The sequence below is a fragment of the Desulfobotulus sp. genome (assembly GCF_034006065.1).
Lineage (GTDB): Bacteria > Desulfobacterota > Desulfobacteria > Desulfobacterales > ASO4-4 > Desulfobotulus.
The window spans coordinates 24,464-41,375 of record NZ_JAVETM010000033.1 but is presented as its reverse complement, the minus strand read 5'-3'; the positions used below and the strand labels follow the sequence as shown (position 1 = coordinate 41,375).

At 56.1% G+C, this 16,912-nt stretch carries 11 protein-coding genes; 6 read left to right on the top strand and 5 right to left on the bottom strand.

The window, feature by feature from the left end:
* The 5 genes from RBR60_RS12175 to RBR60_RS12155 all read right to left on the bottom strand — a co-directional run.
* Positions 1-1,029 (bottom strand): LUD domain-containing protein (locus tag RBR60_RS12175; RefSeq protein WP_320357139.1); only part of this gene is annotated, 1,029 nt, incomplete at its 3' end.
* Positions 1,022-1,597, bottom strand: coding sequence for a lactate utilization protein (locus tag RBR60_RS12170; protein WP_320357136.1), 576 nt, complete (start codon positions 1,595-1,597; stop codon positions 1,022-1,024). The genes RBR60_RS12170 and RBR60_RS12175, both read right to left, overlap by 8 nt.
* 114 nt (positions 1,598-1,711) lie before the next feature.
* A complete protein-coding gene (locus RBR60_RS12165) occupies positions 1,712-2,998 on the bottom strand; it encodes a (Fe-S)-binding protein (protein WP_320357134.1) in 1,287 nt (428 codons plus the stop codon).
* Between the two features lie 4 nt (positions 2,999-3,002).
* On the bottom strand, positions 3,003-4,385 hold the full coding sequence (locus RBR60_RS12160; RefSeq protein ID WP_320357132.1) for an FAD-binding oxidoreductase: 1,383 nt from the start codon (positions 4,383-4,385) through the stop codon (positions 3,003-3,005).
* Positions 4,386-4,604: 219 nt separating this feature from the next.
* Positions 4,605-6,215 carry an L-lactate permease gene (locus RBR60_RS12155; protein WP_320357128.1) on the bottom strand — a complete coding sequence of 537 codons (1,611 nt, stop codon included), beginning with the start codon at positions 6,213-6,215 and terminating at the stop codon, positions 4,605-4,607.
* Positions 6,216-6,835: 620 nt separating this feature from the next.
* On the opposite strand from RBR60_RS12155, the gene RBR60_RS12150 reads away from it, so the two are divergent.
* From RBR60_RS12150 to trpB, 6 genes are all read left to right on the top strand, one after another.
* Positions 6,836-10,198 carry a PAS domain S-box protein gene (locus RBR60_RS12150; protein ID WP_320357126.1) on the top strand — a complete coding sequence of 1,121 codons (3,363 nt, stop codon included), beginning with the start codon at positions 6,836-6,838 and terminating at the stop codon, positions 10,196-10,198.
* Positions 10,199-10,211: 13 nt separating this feature from the next.
* Complete coding sequence (locus RBR60_RS12145; protein ID WP_320357124.1) at positions 10,212-11,669, top strand: sigma-54 dependent transcriptional regulator; 1,458 nt, start codon at positions 10,212-10,214, stop codon at positions 11,667-11,669.
* A 402-nt stretch (positions 11,670-12,071) separates the two neighbouring features.
* Complete coding sequence (locus tag RBR60_RS12140; RefSeq protein ID WP_320357122.1) at positions 12,072-12,374, top strand: Dabb family protein; 303 nt, start codon at positions 12,072-12,074, stop codon at positions 12,372-12,374.
* A 217-nt stretch (positions 12,375-12,591) separates the two neighbouring features.
* On the top strand, positions 12,592-15,234 hold the full coding sequence (gene pepN / locus RBR60_RS12135; protein WP_320357120.1) for an aminopeptidase N: 2,643 nt from the start codon (positions 12,592-12,594) through the stop codon (positions 15,232-15,234).
* Between the two features lie 104 nt (positions 15,235-15,338).
* A complete protein-coding gene (locus RBR60_RS12130) occupies positions 15,339-15,626 on the top strand; it encodes a Trp family transcriptional regulator (protein WP_320357119.1) in 288 nt (95 codons plus the stop codon).
* Positions 15,627-15,641: 15 nt separating this feature from the next.
* A complete protein-coding gene (gene trpB / locus RBR60_RS12125) occupies positions 15,642-16,859 on the top strand; it encodes a tryptophan synthase subunit beta (protein ID WP_320357117.1) in 1,218 nt (405 codons plus the stop codon).
* The last annotated feature ends 53 nt before the right edge of the window (positions 16,860-16,912 follow it).

Sequence of the window (16,912 nt, the reverse complement as noted above, 5' to 3'; positions counted from 1 at the left end):
GGCGCCGATATACACATGACCGTAGGTGTGACCGCCGAGAATACGGTAGATGGGGCAGACATTGGCGCAGGCCCCGCAGCGGATGCAGCGCAGCACTTCGGAAAACACGGGGTCTTTGGCAAGGGCGAGACGGCCATTGTCGAGAAAGACGATGTGCCGGGTTTTGGCTTCTTTGTCCGATGCACCGCAGGGGGGCTGGCCCTTGATCCAGGTCACATAGGAGGTGATGCCCTGACCCGTGGCGTTCCGGGTGAGGCCTTTTAGGGCGGTGAGGGCGGTTTTGAGATCCGGGATAAGCTTGTCCACACCGGCAAGGGTGACATGCACCCGGGGCAGGGTGGTGGTGAGCCGGGCGTTGCCTTCGTTGGTGACAAGGCCGATGGCTCCGGAGTCCGCCATGGCGAAGTTGGCTCCGGAGATCCCCATGTCCGCCTCAATGAAGCGGGGGCGGAGCTGTTTTCTTGCCACCTTCACAAGTTTATCAATGTTCTCCGGGTCCTGTTTTTCTCCGGATACGCCGGTGAAAAGATCGCCCACCTGATAGCGGGACAGATGGATGGCGGGCATGACCATGTGGGAAGGGCCTTCGTGGCGGAGCTGAATAATCCATTCCCCGAGGTCTGTTTCCGTTACCGTGAGGCCCTGTTTTTCGAGATGATCGTTGAGAAAGGTTTCCTCAGCGGTCATGGATTTGGATTTCACGATGGTTTTTACATTGTTTTCCTTTGCGATGGCCGCAATGATGGCATTGGCCTCCTGAGCGGTTTTCGCAAAATGCACCTTCACCCCGTCGGCTTCCGCATGACGGGTGAATTCTTCCAGCAGTTCCTCAAGCCGTGGCAGGGCCGCACCTTTGGCACAGGCGATTTCCTCCCGAAGTCCCTCAAGATCCATGCCGCTGAAGGCCTTGGCCCTGGAAGCCTTGTAGCTGACGGCAAAGTTGTTGAGGGTGGTCTGGAGAAATTTTTCCTTCAGGGTCTGACGGATCTGATCCGTGTAGTCCTTCATGTTCTGGGGTGTTTTAATCATTGGCTTTTTCCTCCTTGCAAAGGATGTGCAGGAATTCAGGCCCGTGTACGCCAATGCTCAACACCCGTTCAATGTCTGCGGTACGGCTGGGGCCGGTGATGAAGGCCATGTAGGCGGCCCCCTTTTCCTTGAGAGCCGCGTCCAGATGGGGGGTAAGCTCATCCGTGGTGGGGAAGAGGGTGGCGGGGTTGAAAACACAGACATGGGTTTCCGCCAGCATGGTGGCGATGCGGAGATTTTCGTCCGTGGAGCGCAGCACCAGGCTCCCCGTCTGGGCGATGCCCCAGGTGGCGGGGGTCAGCCCTGTGTGGATGCCCGTGAGGTGCGGCCTGAAAGGCGGCTCCAGAACGGTGATGTCCCTGGCTTTGGCCTTTTCCTTTAAATCCGGAAGGAGAATGGCAAGGGATTCTTCGTCAAATCCTGCAAGGGCGATGGTCTTTCCGCCCTGGTCTGCGGTGAGATTCACGGTATAGGTCGCAACAGCCTCAAGGCTTTCCACGGTGCTGACCACGGACTGCACCAGCTCCGCCTTTTCCTTAAATTGCTGCATCAAGGGAGTGTTTTCCATGGTGTCTCCTCAAGGTGATTTCCTGAAATGGAACCACCTGATGGCACCCTCTCCCTCTGGGAGAGGGCCGGGGTGAGGGTTCAGATTGATGGGACATTCAATCCCCGAAATATCCTAAAGCCCTTCGGCGTAAAGTTCGATGCTGTGTTTTACCCGCACGGCATCCCCCTTGCGGGAGAGCATGTCCGTAAGCTGCATCATGCAGGCCGGGCAGCCCGTGGCCACGATGGCCGCCTGGCTTGCCACAATGTTGTCGCGCTTTTTCTGGCCGATCTGGGTGGAGGTCTCATAGTGCTGGAGGTTGAAACTCCCGCCGGAACCGCAGCAGGTGTTGGCATCCTTCATTTCTTTGATGCTGTACTTTCCGCTGGCCTGGATCAGGGCGCGGGGCTGGGAGAAAACGCCCAAGGATTTTCCAAGGTGGCAGGGATCATGGAAGGTGACGGCTTCCTTGCCCGTGGCCTCTTTGGCACGAACGCCCACCTTGTCCACAAGAAACTGGTTGATGTCCATCACCTTGGCACTGAAGGCTTCGATGTCCCGCCTTTCCTTCATGCCGAGATTTTCCGCCATCATGGGCCAGACCTTTTTCAGGGTGGCGGTGCAGGTGGCGCAGGGGGTGACCAGCACGTCAAAGCTTTTACCGGAAAAACAGTCGAGGTTGTGGCGAAGAAGCTTTTCAAAGGATTTCGTGTCTCCGGAAGCGAGGGCCGGCATACCGCAGCAGGCCTGATTTTCCGGGAGAAACACGCCCACACCGTGGTGCTTTAAGGCTTTGAGTACGGCCTCGCCGATGCCGGTGTACATCTTGTCCACAAGACAGCCCGGATAAAAGGCCACCCGCAGTCCGGAGCTTCCCGCAGGCGTATCGAGGAAGGGATGGTCTTTGCGGAAGGGTTTTGCCGCAAGGGGAACGATGTGGCGATTTCCCAGAATGGCGGAGAGCATGGGCGCGCAGGAGGTGCCATGGTAGGCATTGGCCTTTTTGGTCATGATCCCCTGGAATTTCGAGCCCATGTCCACAAGGCGGTTGAACAGCTCCGGGTGGGTGAGGGTGCCCCGGAAGATGGCCTTTTTCACGGGAGAAAGGCCGGAATATTCCGTAAGGGCTGCACGGGCTTTCAGGAAGATGTCCGTGGCCTTGACCCCGCTGGGGCAGTTGGCGGAGCAGGAGCCGCAGAGCAGGCATTTTTCAAGTTTGCATTTGACGCCTTCGGCATCGTGGATGAGCTGGTGGCTGAGGCCGTCGAGAAGGGCGATCTTGCCCCTGGCCACATCCCCCTCGTTCAGGGTCTGGGCAAAGACCGGGCATACGGACTGGCACATGCCGCAGCGCATGCACCCGGCCAGCATGTCGTCAATTTCCTTGAGCAGGGTATGTAAGCGTTTCAGATCCCCCATGGTGTCAGCCTCCGATGATCTTGCCGGGATTGAGGATGTTTTTCGGATCCACGGCACGTTTGATTTTTCTGGAAAATTCGATGGAACCCCTTCCTACTTCCTTTTCCATGAATCCGGCCTTGGCAAGGCCGATGCCGTGTTCTCCGGAAAGGGTTCCGCCCATGCCAAGGGCCAGCTCGAAGATTTCTTCAATGCCCTTTTCCACCCTGTGCCATTCTTCGCGGTTGCGTTTGTCGCAGAGGATGGTGGGATGCAGGTTGCCGTCGCCCGCATGGCCGAAGGTGCCGATGGTGAGCTTGTGTTTTGCTGCAATGGCATCCAGGCCGCGCACCATGTCGGGGATGCGGCTTCTGGGGACAGTGGCATCTTCCAGTACCGTGGTGGGCCGGAGTTTGGCAAGGGAGGAAAGGGCGGCCCTGCGGGCTTCCCAGACTTTGTTGCGTTCTTCCGCCGTCTGGGCCACCTGAATGCGGGTGGCCCCGTTGGCCTTGCAGATGGTTTCCACCTGATCGGCCTCTTCGGCCACCTGGGCCGGATGCCCGTCCACTTCGATGAGCAGAAGGGCCTTGGCTTCCGTGGGAAGCCCTGCCTTGGCAAAGTCTTCTACGGTGCGGATGGTGAAGTTGTCCATGAACTCCAGGGTGCAGGGAATGATCTTGGCGGCGATGATGGCGGCCACGGTTTCAGCGGCCTGATCCACGGAATCGTAGATGGCCATCATGGATCTGGAAGCCCTGGGGGGCGGTACCAGTTTGAGGGTGATCTGGCTATAGACTCCGAAGCACCCTTCGCTGGCCGTCATGAGCCCTGCGAGGTTGAAGCCCGTAACGCATTTTACGGTTTTGGAGCCCGTGCGCACATGGGTGCCTGTGGCATCATAGAATTCCATGCCCATGACATAATCCTTGGTGACCCCGTATTTGAGTCCCCTGAGACCGCCTGCGTTTTCCGCCACGTTGCCTGCAATGGTGGAAACGGCCTGACTGCCCGGATCGGGAGGATAGAAAAGTCCTTTTTTCCCCACTTCCGTGGCCAGCTGGGCGGTGATGACGCCGGGCTCCACAATGGCGTACATGTCCGCCTCGTTGATTTCAATGATGCGCTGGAGACCGTTGGTGAGCATCACAAGCCCGCCCATGGAAGGAATGGTGCCGCCGCTTAAGTTGGTGCCTGCTCCCCTGACGGTGACGGGAATGCCGTTTTCATTGCAGAGCCTTAAAATGGCACCGATATCCTCGGTTTTTCTCGGCCTCACCACAAGGCCTGGCAGAACCGGAGCCAGAACCGCCGCGTCATAGGCGTAGTTCATGCGGTCGGTTTCGCTTTCCATGACATTTTCCGCACCCAGAAGATCTTTGAAGGCACTGACAAGGGAATTTTTTTTCATGGGGATCAATCTCCGTCGGGCTTATGGATTCGATGCCTTCGGTTCCCGAAGCTTCTGAACCTCGGGCTTCGATCCCCTAAGCCCGCATTGCGGTTTGGGTTGGGGCGCTCCCTTTTAAGGGAGCGTCCATTTATAAAGATCAGAAGGTTGCGGGGAAAAGTACGTAGCAGAACAAAAGGCCCATAATGCCCACCAGGATGCCGTAGAATACCATGGGGATCATGGTGCGGCGGATATAAGGCCTTCCATGCCCACAAGACCAACAGTGGCAGAAGCGGCCACCACGTTGTGGACGCAGATCATGTTGCCCATGGCTCCGCCCACGGCCTGGAGGGCCGATACCAGCTCACGGCTGGCGCCGATGGTGGTGGCAAGGCCGTACTGGAAGTCGGCAAAGAGCAGGTTGGATACGGTGTTGGAGCCGGTGATGAAGGAGCCCAGGGCGCCCACGTAGGAGGCGAAAAGGGGCCAGCTCTGCCCTGTGACAGCGGCAACGGCTGTGGCCATGGAAAGGGGCATGGAGGGGTAACCCATGAGGTTGTTGCCGGACTGTTTCATCACTTCCACAAGGGCCACGGCAAAGAGCATGGCGATGGTGGGGTTTTTCATGCGGATGAAGCTGTCTTTCCAGGCTTTGGCCGCTTTTTCCGCAGGGATTTTATGCAGGAAGATGGTGATGAGGGCCACCAGCATGAAGGGTACCACGCCGGGCAGGTAGAAGGGGGTCATGGTGAAGTTGACGGTTTCATAGCCAAGGATATGGGGGAAGCTGATTTTGAAGGACTGGGCAATGGCTTTGAAGGGAAGGGTGCCGATGCGGGTGAGAACGAGAATGCCTGCGATGAGTACATAGGGCAACCAGGCCATAAACTGGCTCATGTGGGGCTTGATGTCCTTGGAACCCACCTCGATTTCTCCCATCCATTCCTTTTCCCAGGAGCTGCGCTCGCCAAAGTCCCAGGTCTTTTCAGGAAGAAAGAGGCCTTTTTTGGCTGCGGTCACCACAATGCCCAGGCCGATGAGGCCGCCGATGAGGGAGGGGAATTCCACGCCCACAAGGAAGGCGGTGAGGAGATAAGGCGCGTTGAAGGCCACAGAGGCAAAAAGGGCGAACTTCCATGCGCCAAGGCCCTCGGCCCAGGACTTGTTCTTGCCGAAGAAACGGGTGAGGAAGCAGACCAGAAAGATCACAAGCCCCAGCGCGATGGTGGCGTGCATGATGGCGGACCACTGGCCCACGTTTTTCAGAAAGCCGTCAAAGGTGGTGAAGCCTACCGCTTCACCGGCCTTGATGGCGGCTTCCACGGGGGTTCTCAGGGTCATGAGGCCAAACCATACGGGGGTACCCACAGCGCCGAAGGTGACGGGCACGGAGTTGGCCACAAGGCAGACGCAGACGGCTGCAAGGGCGGGGAAACCAAGACCCAGGAGCAGGGGGGCTGCAATGGCGGCCGGGGTGCCGAAACCTGCCGAACCTTCAATGAAGGCCCCGAACATGAAGGCGATGATGATGGTCTGGATGCGGCGGTCCCGGGAGATGCCCATGAAGCCGTAGCTGATGGTCTCCATGGCCCCGCTGACCTGCATGGTGTACAGGATGATGATGGCACCGAAAACGATGATGAGTACGTTGATGGCGCTGCCAAAACCCAGGAGGGTTGCGGCGGAGACAAAACCGAAATCCATGTTCCAGACGGTCATGGCAAGAATGGCGCAGACAAGCCAGGCCAGGGGCATGGCTTTGGTGGCGGGCCAGCGCATGCCAACCATGAGCACCAGTACGATGGCGATGGGGATAAAAGCGAGCAGAGCGAGCATTCCGATGGACATCACAGGCCTCCTTGATGGAAAGAAAAATTCAGGGCGTTTCGGGTAAACCCTGACAGCAAAAGGGTAAAGGATGCACTCCGGGGGCGTCCGGGACGGGGAAGGGGGGGGAGTCCTGAACGCCGGAACATCGTTTTGGTTGCGGGCGATGTCTCGCCCGGAGTGGTATCCGGTGGAGGCTTTAGCGATATTTATGCCAATGGTGTAAAATCTTTTGATTTCAGTCTGTTTTGATTTTTGGCCCATGGTCTGCTGGAAAAAGGGCAGGGGGCTTGGGTCTGAAAAAGAGGAATGGGATTCCGTGAGACGGGTTTTTGTTTGATATTACCAAACAGTGTGGGGGTTGGGTATGGGATGCCGGAAAAAGTCCTGGGAAAAGTCCGGAAAATCAGAATATCCGTAAATGGTATGGATTCTCCATGGGCGGATCTTGCGGAATCTGCTATGGTCTGTGGGAAGATCCAGGCCATGGGTGATAAGAATTCTGTGATCAGGATGAAAGCATCCTACAGGGTTTTTGGAAAAAATACAAAAAAAGTCTGGACCTATGTTTCCGGGCGTGGAAGAGGCTGCCTATGATCCGGCGTTGGATGACCAGGGAAGTGGGATTGTTTCTTTGTTGCATGCTGTTTTTTACGTCTGCGGCAGCAGAGGATTTAAAAAAGCGGGTGGTGCACCTGAATTCCTACGAAGACGGTTATCTCTGGTCCGACAGTCTTCTGGAAGGACTCCGGGACGCCCTGAAAGAAACGCCCTTTGTGGTGGATCTGCATGTGGAATACATGGATACCAAGCGGTATACGGAGGCGGGATTGCGCAGCCGCCTTGTGGATCTCTACCTTTATAAATATGCGGATCTCGCCGTGGACGCCGTGGTGGTGTCCGATGACTATGCCTTTGACTTTATCCTTGCTTACAGGGATCTCTTGTTTCCCGGAGTGCCCGTGGTGTTCTGCGGGGTCAATGATTACAAGCCTTCCCGCATCGAGGGCATGAAGAAAATCACAGGCGTTGCGGAGAGTTTCCGGGCTGTGGAAAACATGGAACTTGCCTTAAGCCTTCTTCCTTTGACCCGGCGCATGGTGGTGGTGGGGGATGAGTCCTTCACAGGAGGGGCCACCATGTCTGTGATCCGCCAGGTGGCGCCTCAGTTTGAAGGACGGCTTGAGATTGAATACTGGTCAGATCTTGATATGGAAACCACCCTCCATGCGGTCAGCCGTCTGCCCAGGGATACCTTTATTTTCTATGTGCCCCATTATCAGTATCTGGAGGGGAGTTTTTACAGTGCCTCCGATGTTCTGGAGCGTATCTGTGCCGAGGCCAGTGTACCCGTATTCACCTTCTGGGAGTTTCTCATGGGCTCGGGTGCTGTGGGCGGAGAGCTGACCAGCGGGTATCGCCATGGCAGGATGGCAGGAGCCATGGTTGGGGATATTCTGGGGGGCACGGATCCGGACGCCATTGCCGTGGTCACGGACGATCCCTTTGTCCTGCTCTTTGATTACGCGGCCATGAAGCGCTGGGGGCTGGATATGAAAAAGATCCCGCAAGACAGCCGTTTCATCAATGAGCCCAAACGCTTTTATCAGCTGAACCGGGAAGTGTTCTGGATTCTGGTGGGCAGTATGGTTGTTCTCGCCTTTGTGCTTTTGCTTCTGGTGATGAACATCGCCCGCAGGCGGGTGGTGGAAGAAAAAATCAAAGACCAGCTTTCTTTTTTGCGGATTCTCATGAACACCATCCCCATTCCCATCTATTTCAAGGATAAGGGAGGTCGTTTTTTAGGCTGCAACAATAGCTTTGAAAGCTGGTTCGGGGTTCAGGCCCGCAACATTGTGGACAAAGGGGACGCTGTTCTTCAGGGACGCCATCCGGTCAGGCTTTCCGATGCGGTGGATGAGGGGCTTTTTCAGACGCCAGGGGTGCGGGTATATGAAAGCCGTATCCATGATATTTCCGGGGTGCATCGACACGTGATATTCACCAAGGCCACCTACCTCAATGCCAGGGGAGAAATTCTGGGCATTGTGGGCGTGATCAACGATGTTCACGCCATGAAGACCGCCCAGGAAAATCTGCGTATGGCGGAAGAACGTTACCGCAGTATTTTTGAAAATGCTTCCAAGGGAATCTTCATCGCAAGCCCTGAGGGCCGCCTCACCCACATGAACCGCGCCTTTGCCCAGATTTTAGGCTATGACGATGAGGCCGAGGCCATGGGGCAGACCCAGGGACTTCTGGAGTCCCACTATGTGGATCCGGAAAACCGGAAAGTTTTCTGGGAAATCCTTTTATCCGGACGGGAGGTTTCCGGGTTTGAGGCTGCTTTTTATACAAAAGATGGGAAAAAACGCTGGGCCTCCCTCCATGCCAGGGCCGTATATGACGGGGATGGCCGCATGGTGCATGTGGAAGGGATTGGTGAGGACATCACCAAGCGCAGACAGGCGGAAATGGCCCTCATGGAATCAAGACAGCGACTCTGGCTGGTGCTGGACAATATCCCCCAGCTTGTGTTCTGGCAGGATCGGGAACTGCGTATCATGGGGATGAATCGCAGTTCTGCGGCTTTTTTTGGTCTTGAAAACGGCCCCAGGGTGATCGGAAAAACCCTTTTTGAGCTTCTTCCGGATAAGGAGGATGCGGCCCTTCTTACGGAGAGGGGAGAGAGGGCTGTGCAGCAGCAGGAGCCTGTACACAGGTTCAAATGCCGACTGCGGGATGGCCGGGGCCGGAGTGTGTGGCTGGAAATCAACAAGGTTCCCCTTTTGGGCGCAGATGGACAGGTGAATGGCGTTCTTACCTGTGCGGAAGACATTACCCGCAAGGTGACCCTGGAACGCCAGCTGCTCCAGAGTCAGAAAATGGAGGCCCTTGGCAGGCTTTCCGGTGGCATTGCCCATGATTTCAACAATATTCTGACCTCCATCATCAATTCTGCGGAGCTGGCCATGGAGGATTTTCCCGAGGAAAGTCCGGGACGAAGGGATCTGGAGCGGGTCTTGCGGGCAGGCGAGCGGGGCAGCGGCATGATCAAAAAGATTCTGGCTTTCAGCCGTCCGGGCAAAGAAGAATTTCAGTGCGTGGATCTTGGTTTTGTAATGCAGGAGGGCGTGGAGCTGCTGCGCGCCTCTGTGCCGGGCCATATTCGTCTGGAGACGGATTTTTCAGGTTCGGAAAATCTGACCTGCATGGCGGACCCCACCCAGATGCATCAGGTCCTGATGAACCTCTGGACCAATGCCCTGCAGGCCATGGGCGGACAGGCCGGTGTGCTGGATGTGGGTCTGGAACGGGTTTTTCTGGAAGGGGCTGAGGCCCAGGGCCTTGGGCTTGCCGAAGGCACCTATGCCTGTCTCCGCGTAGGGGACAACGGCCCTGGCATTGATCCCAGCGTTCTTGACAAGATTTTTGATCCTTTTTTCACCACAAGGAAAAAGGGTGGGGGCAGTGGCCTCGGGCTTTCCATGGTGCATGGTATCGTAAAGGCCCATGGCGGGGCGGTGCAGGTGACCAGCCAACCTTCGGAGCGAACCACCTTTGAGGTGTATCTTCCCCTGGAGGGAGAAAAAGGGGCCTTTGCTGATGTGTGTGTGGAACATATGGAAGAAGGGCATGAGCGCCTTCTTTTTGTGGAGGATGATCCGGATCAGCGGGAGACCGTACCAAGGATTCTGAGGCGTCTCGGGTACCGGGTGGTGGTGGCGGCGACGGCGGATGAAGCCCTGTTCCGCATTGAGTCTGCGGAAAAAAGTTTCCACCTTGTGCTGACGGACTATGATATGCCGGGTGCTGATGGGCTGACTCTGGCCTCCCGCCTGGAAACCATGAGCCCGGATCTTCCGGTGGTGCTGGTCACAGGCGGTGGCATGGCGGAAACCTTTGAACCCCGGGGGAATGTGCGCGCTGTGGTATCCAAGCCGTACAACCGGGAAAGTCTGAACCGCGTGATCCGTAAGGTGCTGGATGCCAGCACAGGCTGAAAGGATGTTGTCCATGGCCTGTATTCTTGTGATTGATGATGATGTGGATTTCTGCGACACCATGGCCAGTCTGATCCGGAGGATGGAATATGACTTCCATGCGGTGCATACCCTGCGGGAAGGACTGGCCTTTCTGGGAGAAAGGGCTGTGGATGTGGTTTTTCTCGATGTCCGCCTTCCCGATGGCAATGGCCTTGACGCCATTCCCCGCATACGGGCTTCAGAAGGAGGGCCTGAGGTGATCATTCTCACAGGTCTTGGAGATCCCGATGGCGCGGAGCTGGCCATTGCCGCAGGCGTGTGGGATTACCTTGTCAAACCCTTTTCCGTGAAGCAGACCCGCTTAAGTCTGGACAGGGCTTTGCGTTACAGGATGGAAAAGCAGCAGGCCCGGAAGCCGGACCCCCTGGATCTTTCCGCTGTGGTGGGCGAAAGTTCGGCCATGAAAGCCTGCTATACCCTGCTGGCCCAGGCGGCGCGCAGTGACTCGCGGGTGCTGATCACAGGGGAGACGGGAACGGGGAAGGAGCTTTTTGCGAGAACCATCCATGAAAACAGCGCCCGGGCAAAGGGGGAATTTGTGGTGGTGGATTGCGCCTCCATCACGGAAACCCTTTTGGAGTCCACGCTGTTTGGTCACAGAAAAGGGGCTTTCACTGGTGCGGACAGTGATCGGATCGGCCTTGTGAAGCTGGCGGATGGTGGCACCCTTTTTCTGGATGAGGTGGGGGATATGCCCCTTTCTATCCAGAAGTCCTTTTTGCGGGTTTTGCAGGAAAAGCGTTTCCGGCCCGTGGGGGAGACCCGGGAGCTGACCTCAGATTTCCGCCTCATTGCGGCCACAAACCGCAATCTTCAGGAGATGGTGGAGAAGGGAACCTTCCGTCAGGATCTTCTCTTCCGGCTCTGGACCATTTCCCTTAAGCTTCCGGCCCTGCGGGAAAGGGGGGCGGAGGATATCAGAGCCCTGGCCCGGCGGCATATCCGGAAATTGTCCATGCAGCATGGATCTGCGGCCCGTGAGCTGGCTCCGGATTTTCTGGAAGTACTCTGCGCCTATCCCTGGCCTGGGAATGTGCGGGAGCTTTTCAATGTCCTGGAGGTTGCCTTCATCGCATCCGGTGAGAACAAAACCCTTTATGCCATGGATCTTCCCAGGGAAGTGCGGATTCGGGTGATGCGGGCCGCCCTGGCAGAAGGAGGCAACCCGGAAGCCCGATTGCCCCAACCCCATGGCCTTGCTCCCTTAAACGGGGAGCTTGTCCGGCCTGCGGCCCTGCCTGCCACCGGCCCCATGCTGGAGGGCGACCTGCCGACCCTCAAGGATTTCAAAGCGACCATGGAAGCCTTGTACCTGGACACTCTTATTGAAAGAACCGAAGGGAGTCCCCAGGATATGATGCTGATCTCAGGGCTTTCCAAATCCCATTTTTATGCGCTTTTGAAAAAGTACGGCCGCTCTTTGAAGTAAACCGCCAGGATGGGGAAATGGATAGAAAATGAGGGAGGCCTGTCATCCGGTTTTCCGGACTGACGGATTTTTTTCCGGAAAAAGGCGGGGTGGGGCAAAGGCTTTTTCCGGATCCCGAGGTGTTGTACCCTCATTTTTCACTGTTTTTTCATGTGGCACAAGGATTGCATTTTAGCCAGGCAGAACCCTTCAGGGTCCCGCCGATATTTTCGGCGGCGGAAACCAGCGTACCGGGTAGCCTGCCTGGCAGTTTCCCTTCAGCCATATCCAAGCCTCCTCCCCTTCTGGCTTGTTCCGGAAGTTTTCCCTTCATGTCCAAAACACCTTCCCAACGACTACCCGGTGCTGGCATCCTTAAAAATGCCGGACCCTCCCCTATCCATATCCAAAAAGGAGAAGCCCATGTTCAAGCATATTGTGCTGTTTCGATTAAAGGAAAACGCGAGAGGCCTCAGTCTTGAGGAAAACGTGGCTGAACTGAAAAGCATGCTGGAGGCCCTTCCCGAGAAGATTGAGGAAATACGGCTTCTGGATGTGGGGGTGGATGTGCTGCATACGGCCCACAGCAGCCATGTGTCACTGATCACAGCCTTTGACGATGAGGAAGGCTTTACCCGTTATGTGCAGCATCCGGAACATCAGAAGGTGGTGGCCTTTTTGCAGAGTGTATTGGAAGAACGGCGTGTGGTGGATTACAGCCTGTAGGCAAGGTTGATCTGCCAAAAGGTGTTGGAAAGGATAAAACCACAAAGACTGAAAAGCGGTTTTCGCCCAGCATGGCGAAAGCCGCTTTCTGCGTTTGTGCAGACAGGTTTTTTCTTGGGCCCGTATGAAGAATGGCGTATGATCTCTCGATCTGAAAAATGCTGTCTGTGCTTTTCCATGGGCAGGGACAGAGACCTTGTGCAGAGAAGGAGATTTCATGGCAGAGTCCGCATCCATGCATTACCTGAAAGATTACCGCCCCTGGGAGTTTGAACTCCAGGCAACAGAGCTTGAGATCCGCATTGAGCAAAGTTCCGCGGAGGTAAGTTCCCGTCTCCGGCTTTGTCGCAGTCCGGAAGCCGAAGCCGGATGCCCCCTTTTCCTTGATGGAGAAGACCTCGAAATTCTGGAAATCCGCATGAACGACCGCCTGCTGGCTCCCAGGGAGTTTCTTCAGGACAGTCGGGGGCTGACGATTTTTTCCGTACCGGACGGCTTTTTTGATCTGGTCACGCGGGTGCGGATTTTTCCGGATACGAACACGGCCCTGGAGGGACTGTACCGGGCAGGCCGCATGCTCTGTACCCAGTGCGAGGCCGAAGGTTTCCGCAAGATCACCTTTTACCCGGACAGGCCCGATGTGATGGCTCCTTTCCGGGTGCGGCTGGAGGCGGATCAGGGGATTTATCCCGTACTCCTGGCCAATGGCAACCCTGTGAAAAGGGAGACGTTGGCTGAAGGCCGTCATGCCGTGGTCTGGGAAGATCCCTTTCCCAAGCCCGCCTATCTCTTCGCTCTGGTGGCCGGGGATCTCTTCTGCCTGAAAGACACTTTCCGTACAGCCGAGGGCTTGGATGTTTCCCTTGAGATTTATACGGAGTACGAAAATGCGGATAAATGTGATCACGCCATGGCCTCCCTTAAAAAGGCCATGGTCTGGGATGAGAAGGTTTTCGGGCTTTGCTATGACCTTTCCACGTATATGGTTGTGGTCACCAATGATTTCAATATGGGGGCCATGGAAAACAAGGGCTTGAACATCTTTAACAGCAAGTATGTGCTGGCCCGTCCGGAAACGGCCACGGATATGGATTTTGAGGGCATAGAAAGCGTCATCGCCCATGAGTATTTCCACAACTGGACGGGTAACCGGGTTACGGTGAAAAACTGGTTCCAGCTTTCCCTGAAGGAAGGACTGACCGTGTTCCGGGACCAGGAATTTACTTCGGACATGCAGTCCCGCTCCGTAAAGCGCATCCAGGATGTGCGCAATCTACGGGCAAGGCAGTTTCCTGAGGATGCGGGACCCATGGCCCATCCCATCCGGCCTGAGGCCTACCTTGAGATGAATAACTTTTACACGGCCACGGTTTACGACAAGGGGGCTGAAGTGATCCGCATGATCCACACCCTCATCGGAGCAGAGAATTTTCGCAGGGGCATGGATCTGTACTTTGCCCGCCATGACGGCCATGCCGTGACCTGTGAGGATTTTGTGGCGGCCATGGAAGCGGCATCGGGAAGGGATCTTTCCACCTTCCGGCTCTGGTATTCCCAGGCAGGAACCCCCCTTGTGCGTGCAAGGCTTTGGCAGGATACGGGAGAAGGCAGGCTTGTGCTGACCCTGGAGCAGGAGGTTCCGGACACACCGGGGCAGACCGGGAAAAAGCCCATGCTCATACCCGTGAAGACGGCTTTTTTGACGAAAAAGGGAGAACCTATCCAACTGAGACTGGAGGGTGTGGAGGCCGAGACCTTTTGCCTTGCCCTTGAAAAATCCCGGCAGGATTTTGTCTTTGAAGGGGCCTTTGAACCTGTGGTGCCGTCCCTTCTGCGGGAGTTTTCCGCGCCTGTGCGGCTGAAACAGGATCTTTCCGGCGAAGACCTGGCCCTTCTCCTTTCTTCGGATACGGATCCTTTTAACCGCTGGGAGGCGGGGCGTACCCTCCTTCACCGTACCTTCATGGGGCTGATGGAAAAGGATGCCGCAGGAAAGCCCCTGCATCTTCCACGGGATCTCTTTTGGGCATTTAAGAAGGTCCTGGAAAGGGCCTCGGACGACCCGGCCCTTGCGGCGGAAATTCTCAGTATGCCCACGGAAGGGGAGTGGCATCATCAGCTGGCTGCGGAAAAGGTACCCGTGAACCCTGAAAGGGTGGGGCGGGTGAGGGACTTTATGCTGGATACCCTTGCTCTGGATCTGAAAGATTTCTGGCAAAACGCCTGGGAGCAGTTCCAGACCCAGGGGCCTTATCGTTTTCTGGCGGAGGATGTGGCCAGAAGAAAAATGAAAAATCTCTCCCTTTTCTGGTTGGCCCGTTTACCGGAAACAGGCCTGGACTGGGTCATGCGGGCGGCTGGGGAAGCCGCATGCATGACAGATCGTATGGCGGCGTTAAGCCTTGCCGTCCACTTTGAAGACCCGGCTGCGGAAAATCTGCTTGCGGCCTTTGAAAAGGACTTTGGAGGGGATGCCTTGGTTATGGACAAATGGTTTCAGGTGCAGGCCCTTTCCAGACGCCCCGATACCCTGGAAAGGGTGCAGGGGCTCTTGGGGCATCCGGCCTTTTCCATGAAAAATCCCAACAAGGTCAGATCCCTCATCGGAGCCTTTGCATCGGCCAATCCCTTTGCCTTTCACCGCAGGGATGGGGCGGGATATGATTTTCTTGCACAAAAGGTTCTGGAGCTGGATACCCTCAACCCCCAGGTGGGATCTCGTATGGTGAGCCTTTTCAATGCCTGGAAGATCTATGATGAGCCTTGGCGGAGCCTGATGGGAAAAAGTTTAGAGCGTATTGCCGCCAAAGAAGGGCTGTCTCCGGATATCCGGGAAGTGGTGAGCCGGGCCCTGGCCTGATTTTTTCAGAAAACTTGCTCTTTTGTCTCCAAAAGCCCATTGACAGGTGCGGAAGAATGGTGTTTCTTTGCGCAGAAACAAGGGCCGCCTTATAAGGAGAAGGCATGGAAGAGGCTTGGCGGGAGATGATGAGGGTGATGACCGATATCCACGATCCTGGAGAGATGGAGGGCCTTTTAAGGGAACTCCTCACGGCCAAGGAGATTTCGGATATCTGCCTGCGCTGGCAGCTTCTCAAAGAACTGCATGCAGGGGAATCCCAGCGCAGCATTGCCAAACGCCATGGCATCAGTCTGTGTAAAATTACCCGGGGGTCCCGTATTCTGAAAGCCGAAAATGCCGTTTGTGCAAAAATTCTTGACCGCCTGGCCTTAAAAGGTCAGCGTTTTTAAAAGGAAGAAAAAAACATGAGCGCAACACTCAAGGGCTACGCCCTTCCCGACGACAGGGGCTATTTTGGAGATTATGGGGGATCTTTCATTCCTGAAGCCCTGCAGAAGATCATGGATGATATCACCGCCGCCTATGCGGACATCCGAAAAGACCCGGAATTCCATAAAGAGCTGGCCTATCTGTATAAGCACTTTGTGGGACGGCCCAGCCCCATCTTCCATGCCCGCAACCTTTCCAGAAAACTGGGTGGCGCACAGATCTACCTGAAACGGGAAGACCTGAACCATACCGGAGCGCATAAAATCAATCACTGTCTGGGAGAGGCTCTCCTTGCCAAAAAAATGGGCAAGAAGAAGATCATCGCGGAGACGGGAGCCGGTCAGCATGGGGTGGCCCTGGCCACAGCCGCCGTTCTTGTGGGGCTGGAATGCGATATCTACATGGGCGAGGTGGACATTGCCAAGGAGCACCCCAATGTGGTGCGCATGAAGATTCTTGGCGCCAACCTCATTCCCGTGACGCGGGGGACGAAAACCCTGAAAGATGCGGTGGATGCCGCCTTTGAGGCCTATCTCGAAGATCCCGTGACCCAGCTTTACGCCATCGGTTCTGTGGTGGGCCCTCACCCCTTCCCCATGATGGTCCGGGATTTTCAGCAGGTGGTGGGTGTGGAAGCCAGAGAGCAGTTTCAGGAGATGACGGGAAAGCTGCCGGACAATCTTGTGGCCTGTGTGGGCGGTGGTTCCAACGCCATGGGTCTTTTCACGGCCTTTCTGGGGGATGAGTCGGTTTCCATGTACGGAGTGGAGCCTTCGGGCAGGGGGCTTTCCGGAGGCGAACATGCGGCGACCCTGACCTTGGGGAAACCCGGCGTACTCCACGGTTTCAAATCCTACCTTCTGCAGGATGAGGCGGGAGAACCGCTCCCCGTTTATTCCGTGGCGTCTGGTCTGGATTACCCCGGTGTGGGGCCCCAGCACAGCCTCCTGAAGGATCTGGGGCGGGTGCGCTATGTCACCGCCGATGACCGGGAAACCATCGAAGCTTTTTTTACCCTTTCCCGGACCGAAGGCATCATTCCGGCCCTTGAAAGCGCCCATGCCATGGCCTTTGCCATCCAGCATGCCCCGACTCTGGATGCGGGAAAAACGATCCTTGTGAATCTTTCCGGAAGGGGCGACAAGGACATTGATTTTGTGGTGGAGCAGTATGGGAAAAAATACAATGTCTGATGCCTGAATCCTTTTTTTCTTCTTGTTTCATGGAAAAGAGCAAGGCCCTGAAA

Coding starts and splice junctions, on each gene's coding strand:
- RBR60_RS12150 (WP_320357126.1), top strand. CDS start 6,836: ATGCTGTTTTTTACGTCTGCGGCAGCAGAGGATTTAAAAAAGCGGGTG.
- RBR60_RS12130 (WP_320357119.1), top strand. CDS start 15,339: ATGGAAGAGGCTTGGCGGGAGATGATGAGGGTGATGACCGATATCCAC.
- RBR60_RS12165 (WP_320357134.1), bottom strand. CDS start 2,998: ATGGGGGATCTGAAACGCTTACATACCCTGCTCAAGGAAATTGACGAC.
- trpB (WP_320357117.1), top strand. CDS start 15,642: ATGAGCGCAACACTCAAGGGCTACGCCCTTCCCGACGACAGGGGCTAT.
- RBR60_RS12155 (WP_320357128.1), bottom strand. CDS start 6,215: ATGTCCATCGGAATGCTCGCTCTGCTCGCTTTTATCCCCATCGCCATC.
- pepN (WP_320357120.1), top strand. CDS start 12,592: ATGGCAGAGTCCGCATCCATGCATTACCTGAAAGATTACCGCCCCTGG.
- RBR60_RS12140 (WP_320357122.1), top strand. CDS start 12,072: ATGTTCAAGCATATTGTGCTGTTTCGATTAAAGGAAAACGCGAGAGGC.
- RBR60_RS12160 (WP_320357132.1), bottom strand. CDS start 4,385: ATGAAAAAAAATTCCCTTGTCAGTGCCTTCAAAGATCTTCTGGGTGCG.
- RBR60_RS12170 (WP_320357136.1), bottom strand. CDS start 1,597: ATGGAAAACACTCCCTTGATGCAGCAATTTAAGGAAAAGGCGGAGCTG.
- RBR60_RS12145 (WP_320357124.1), top strand. CDS start 10,212: ATGGCCTGTATTCTTGTGATTGATGATGATGTGGATTTCTGCGACACC.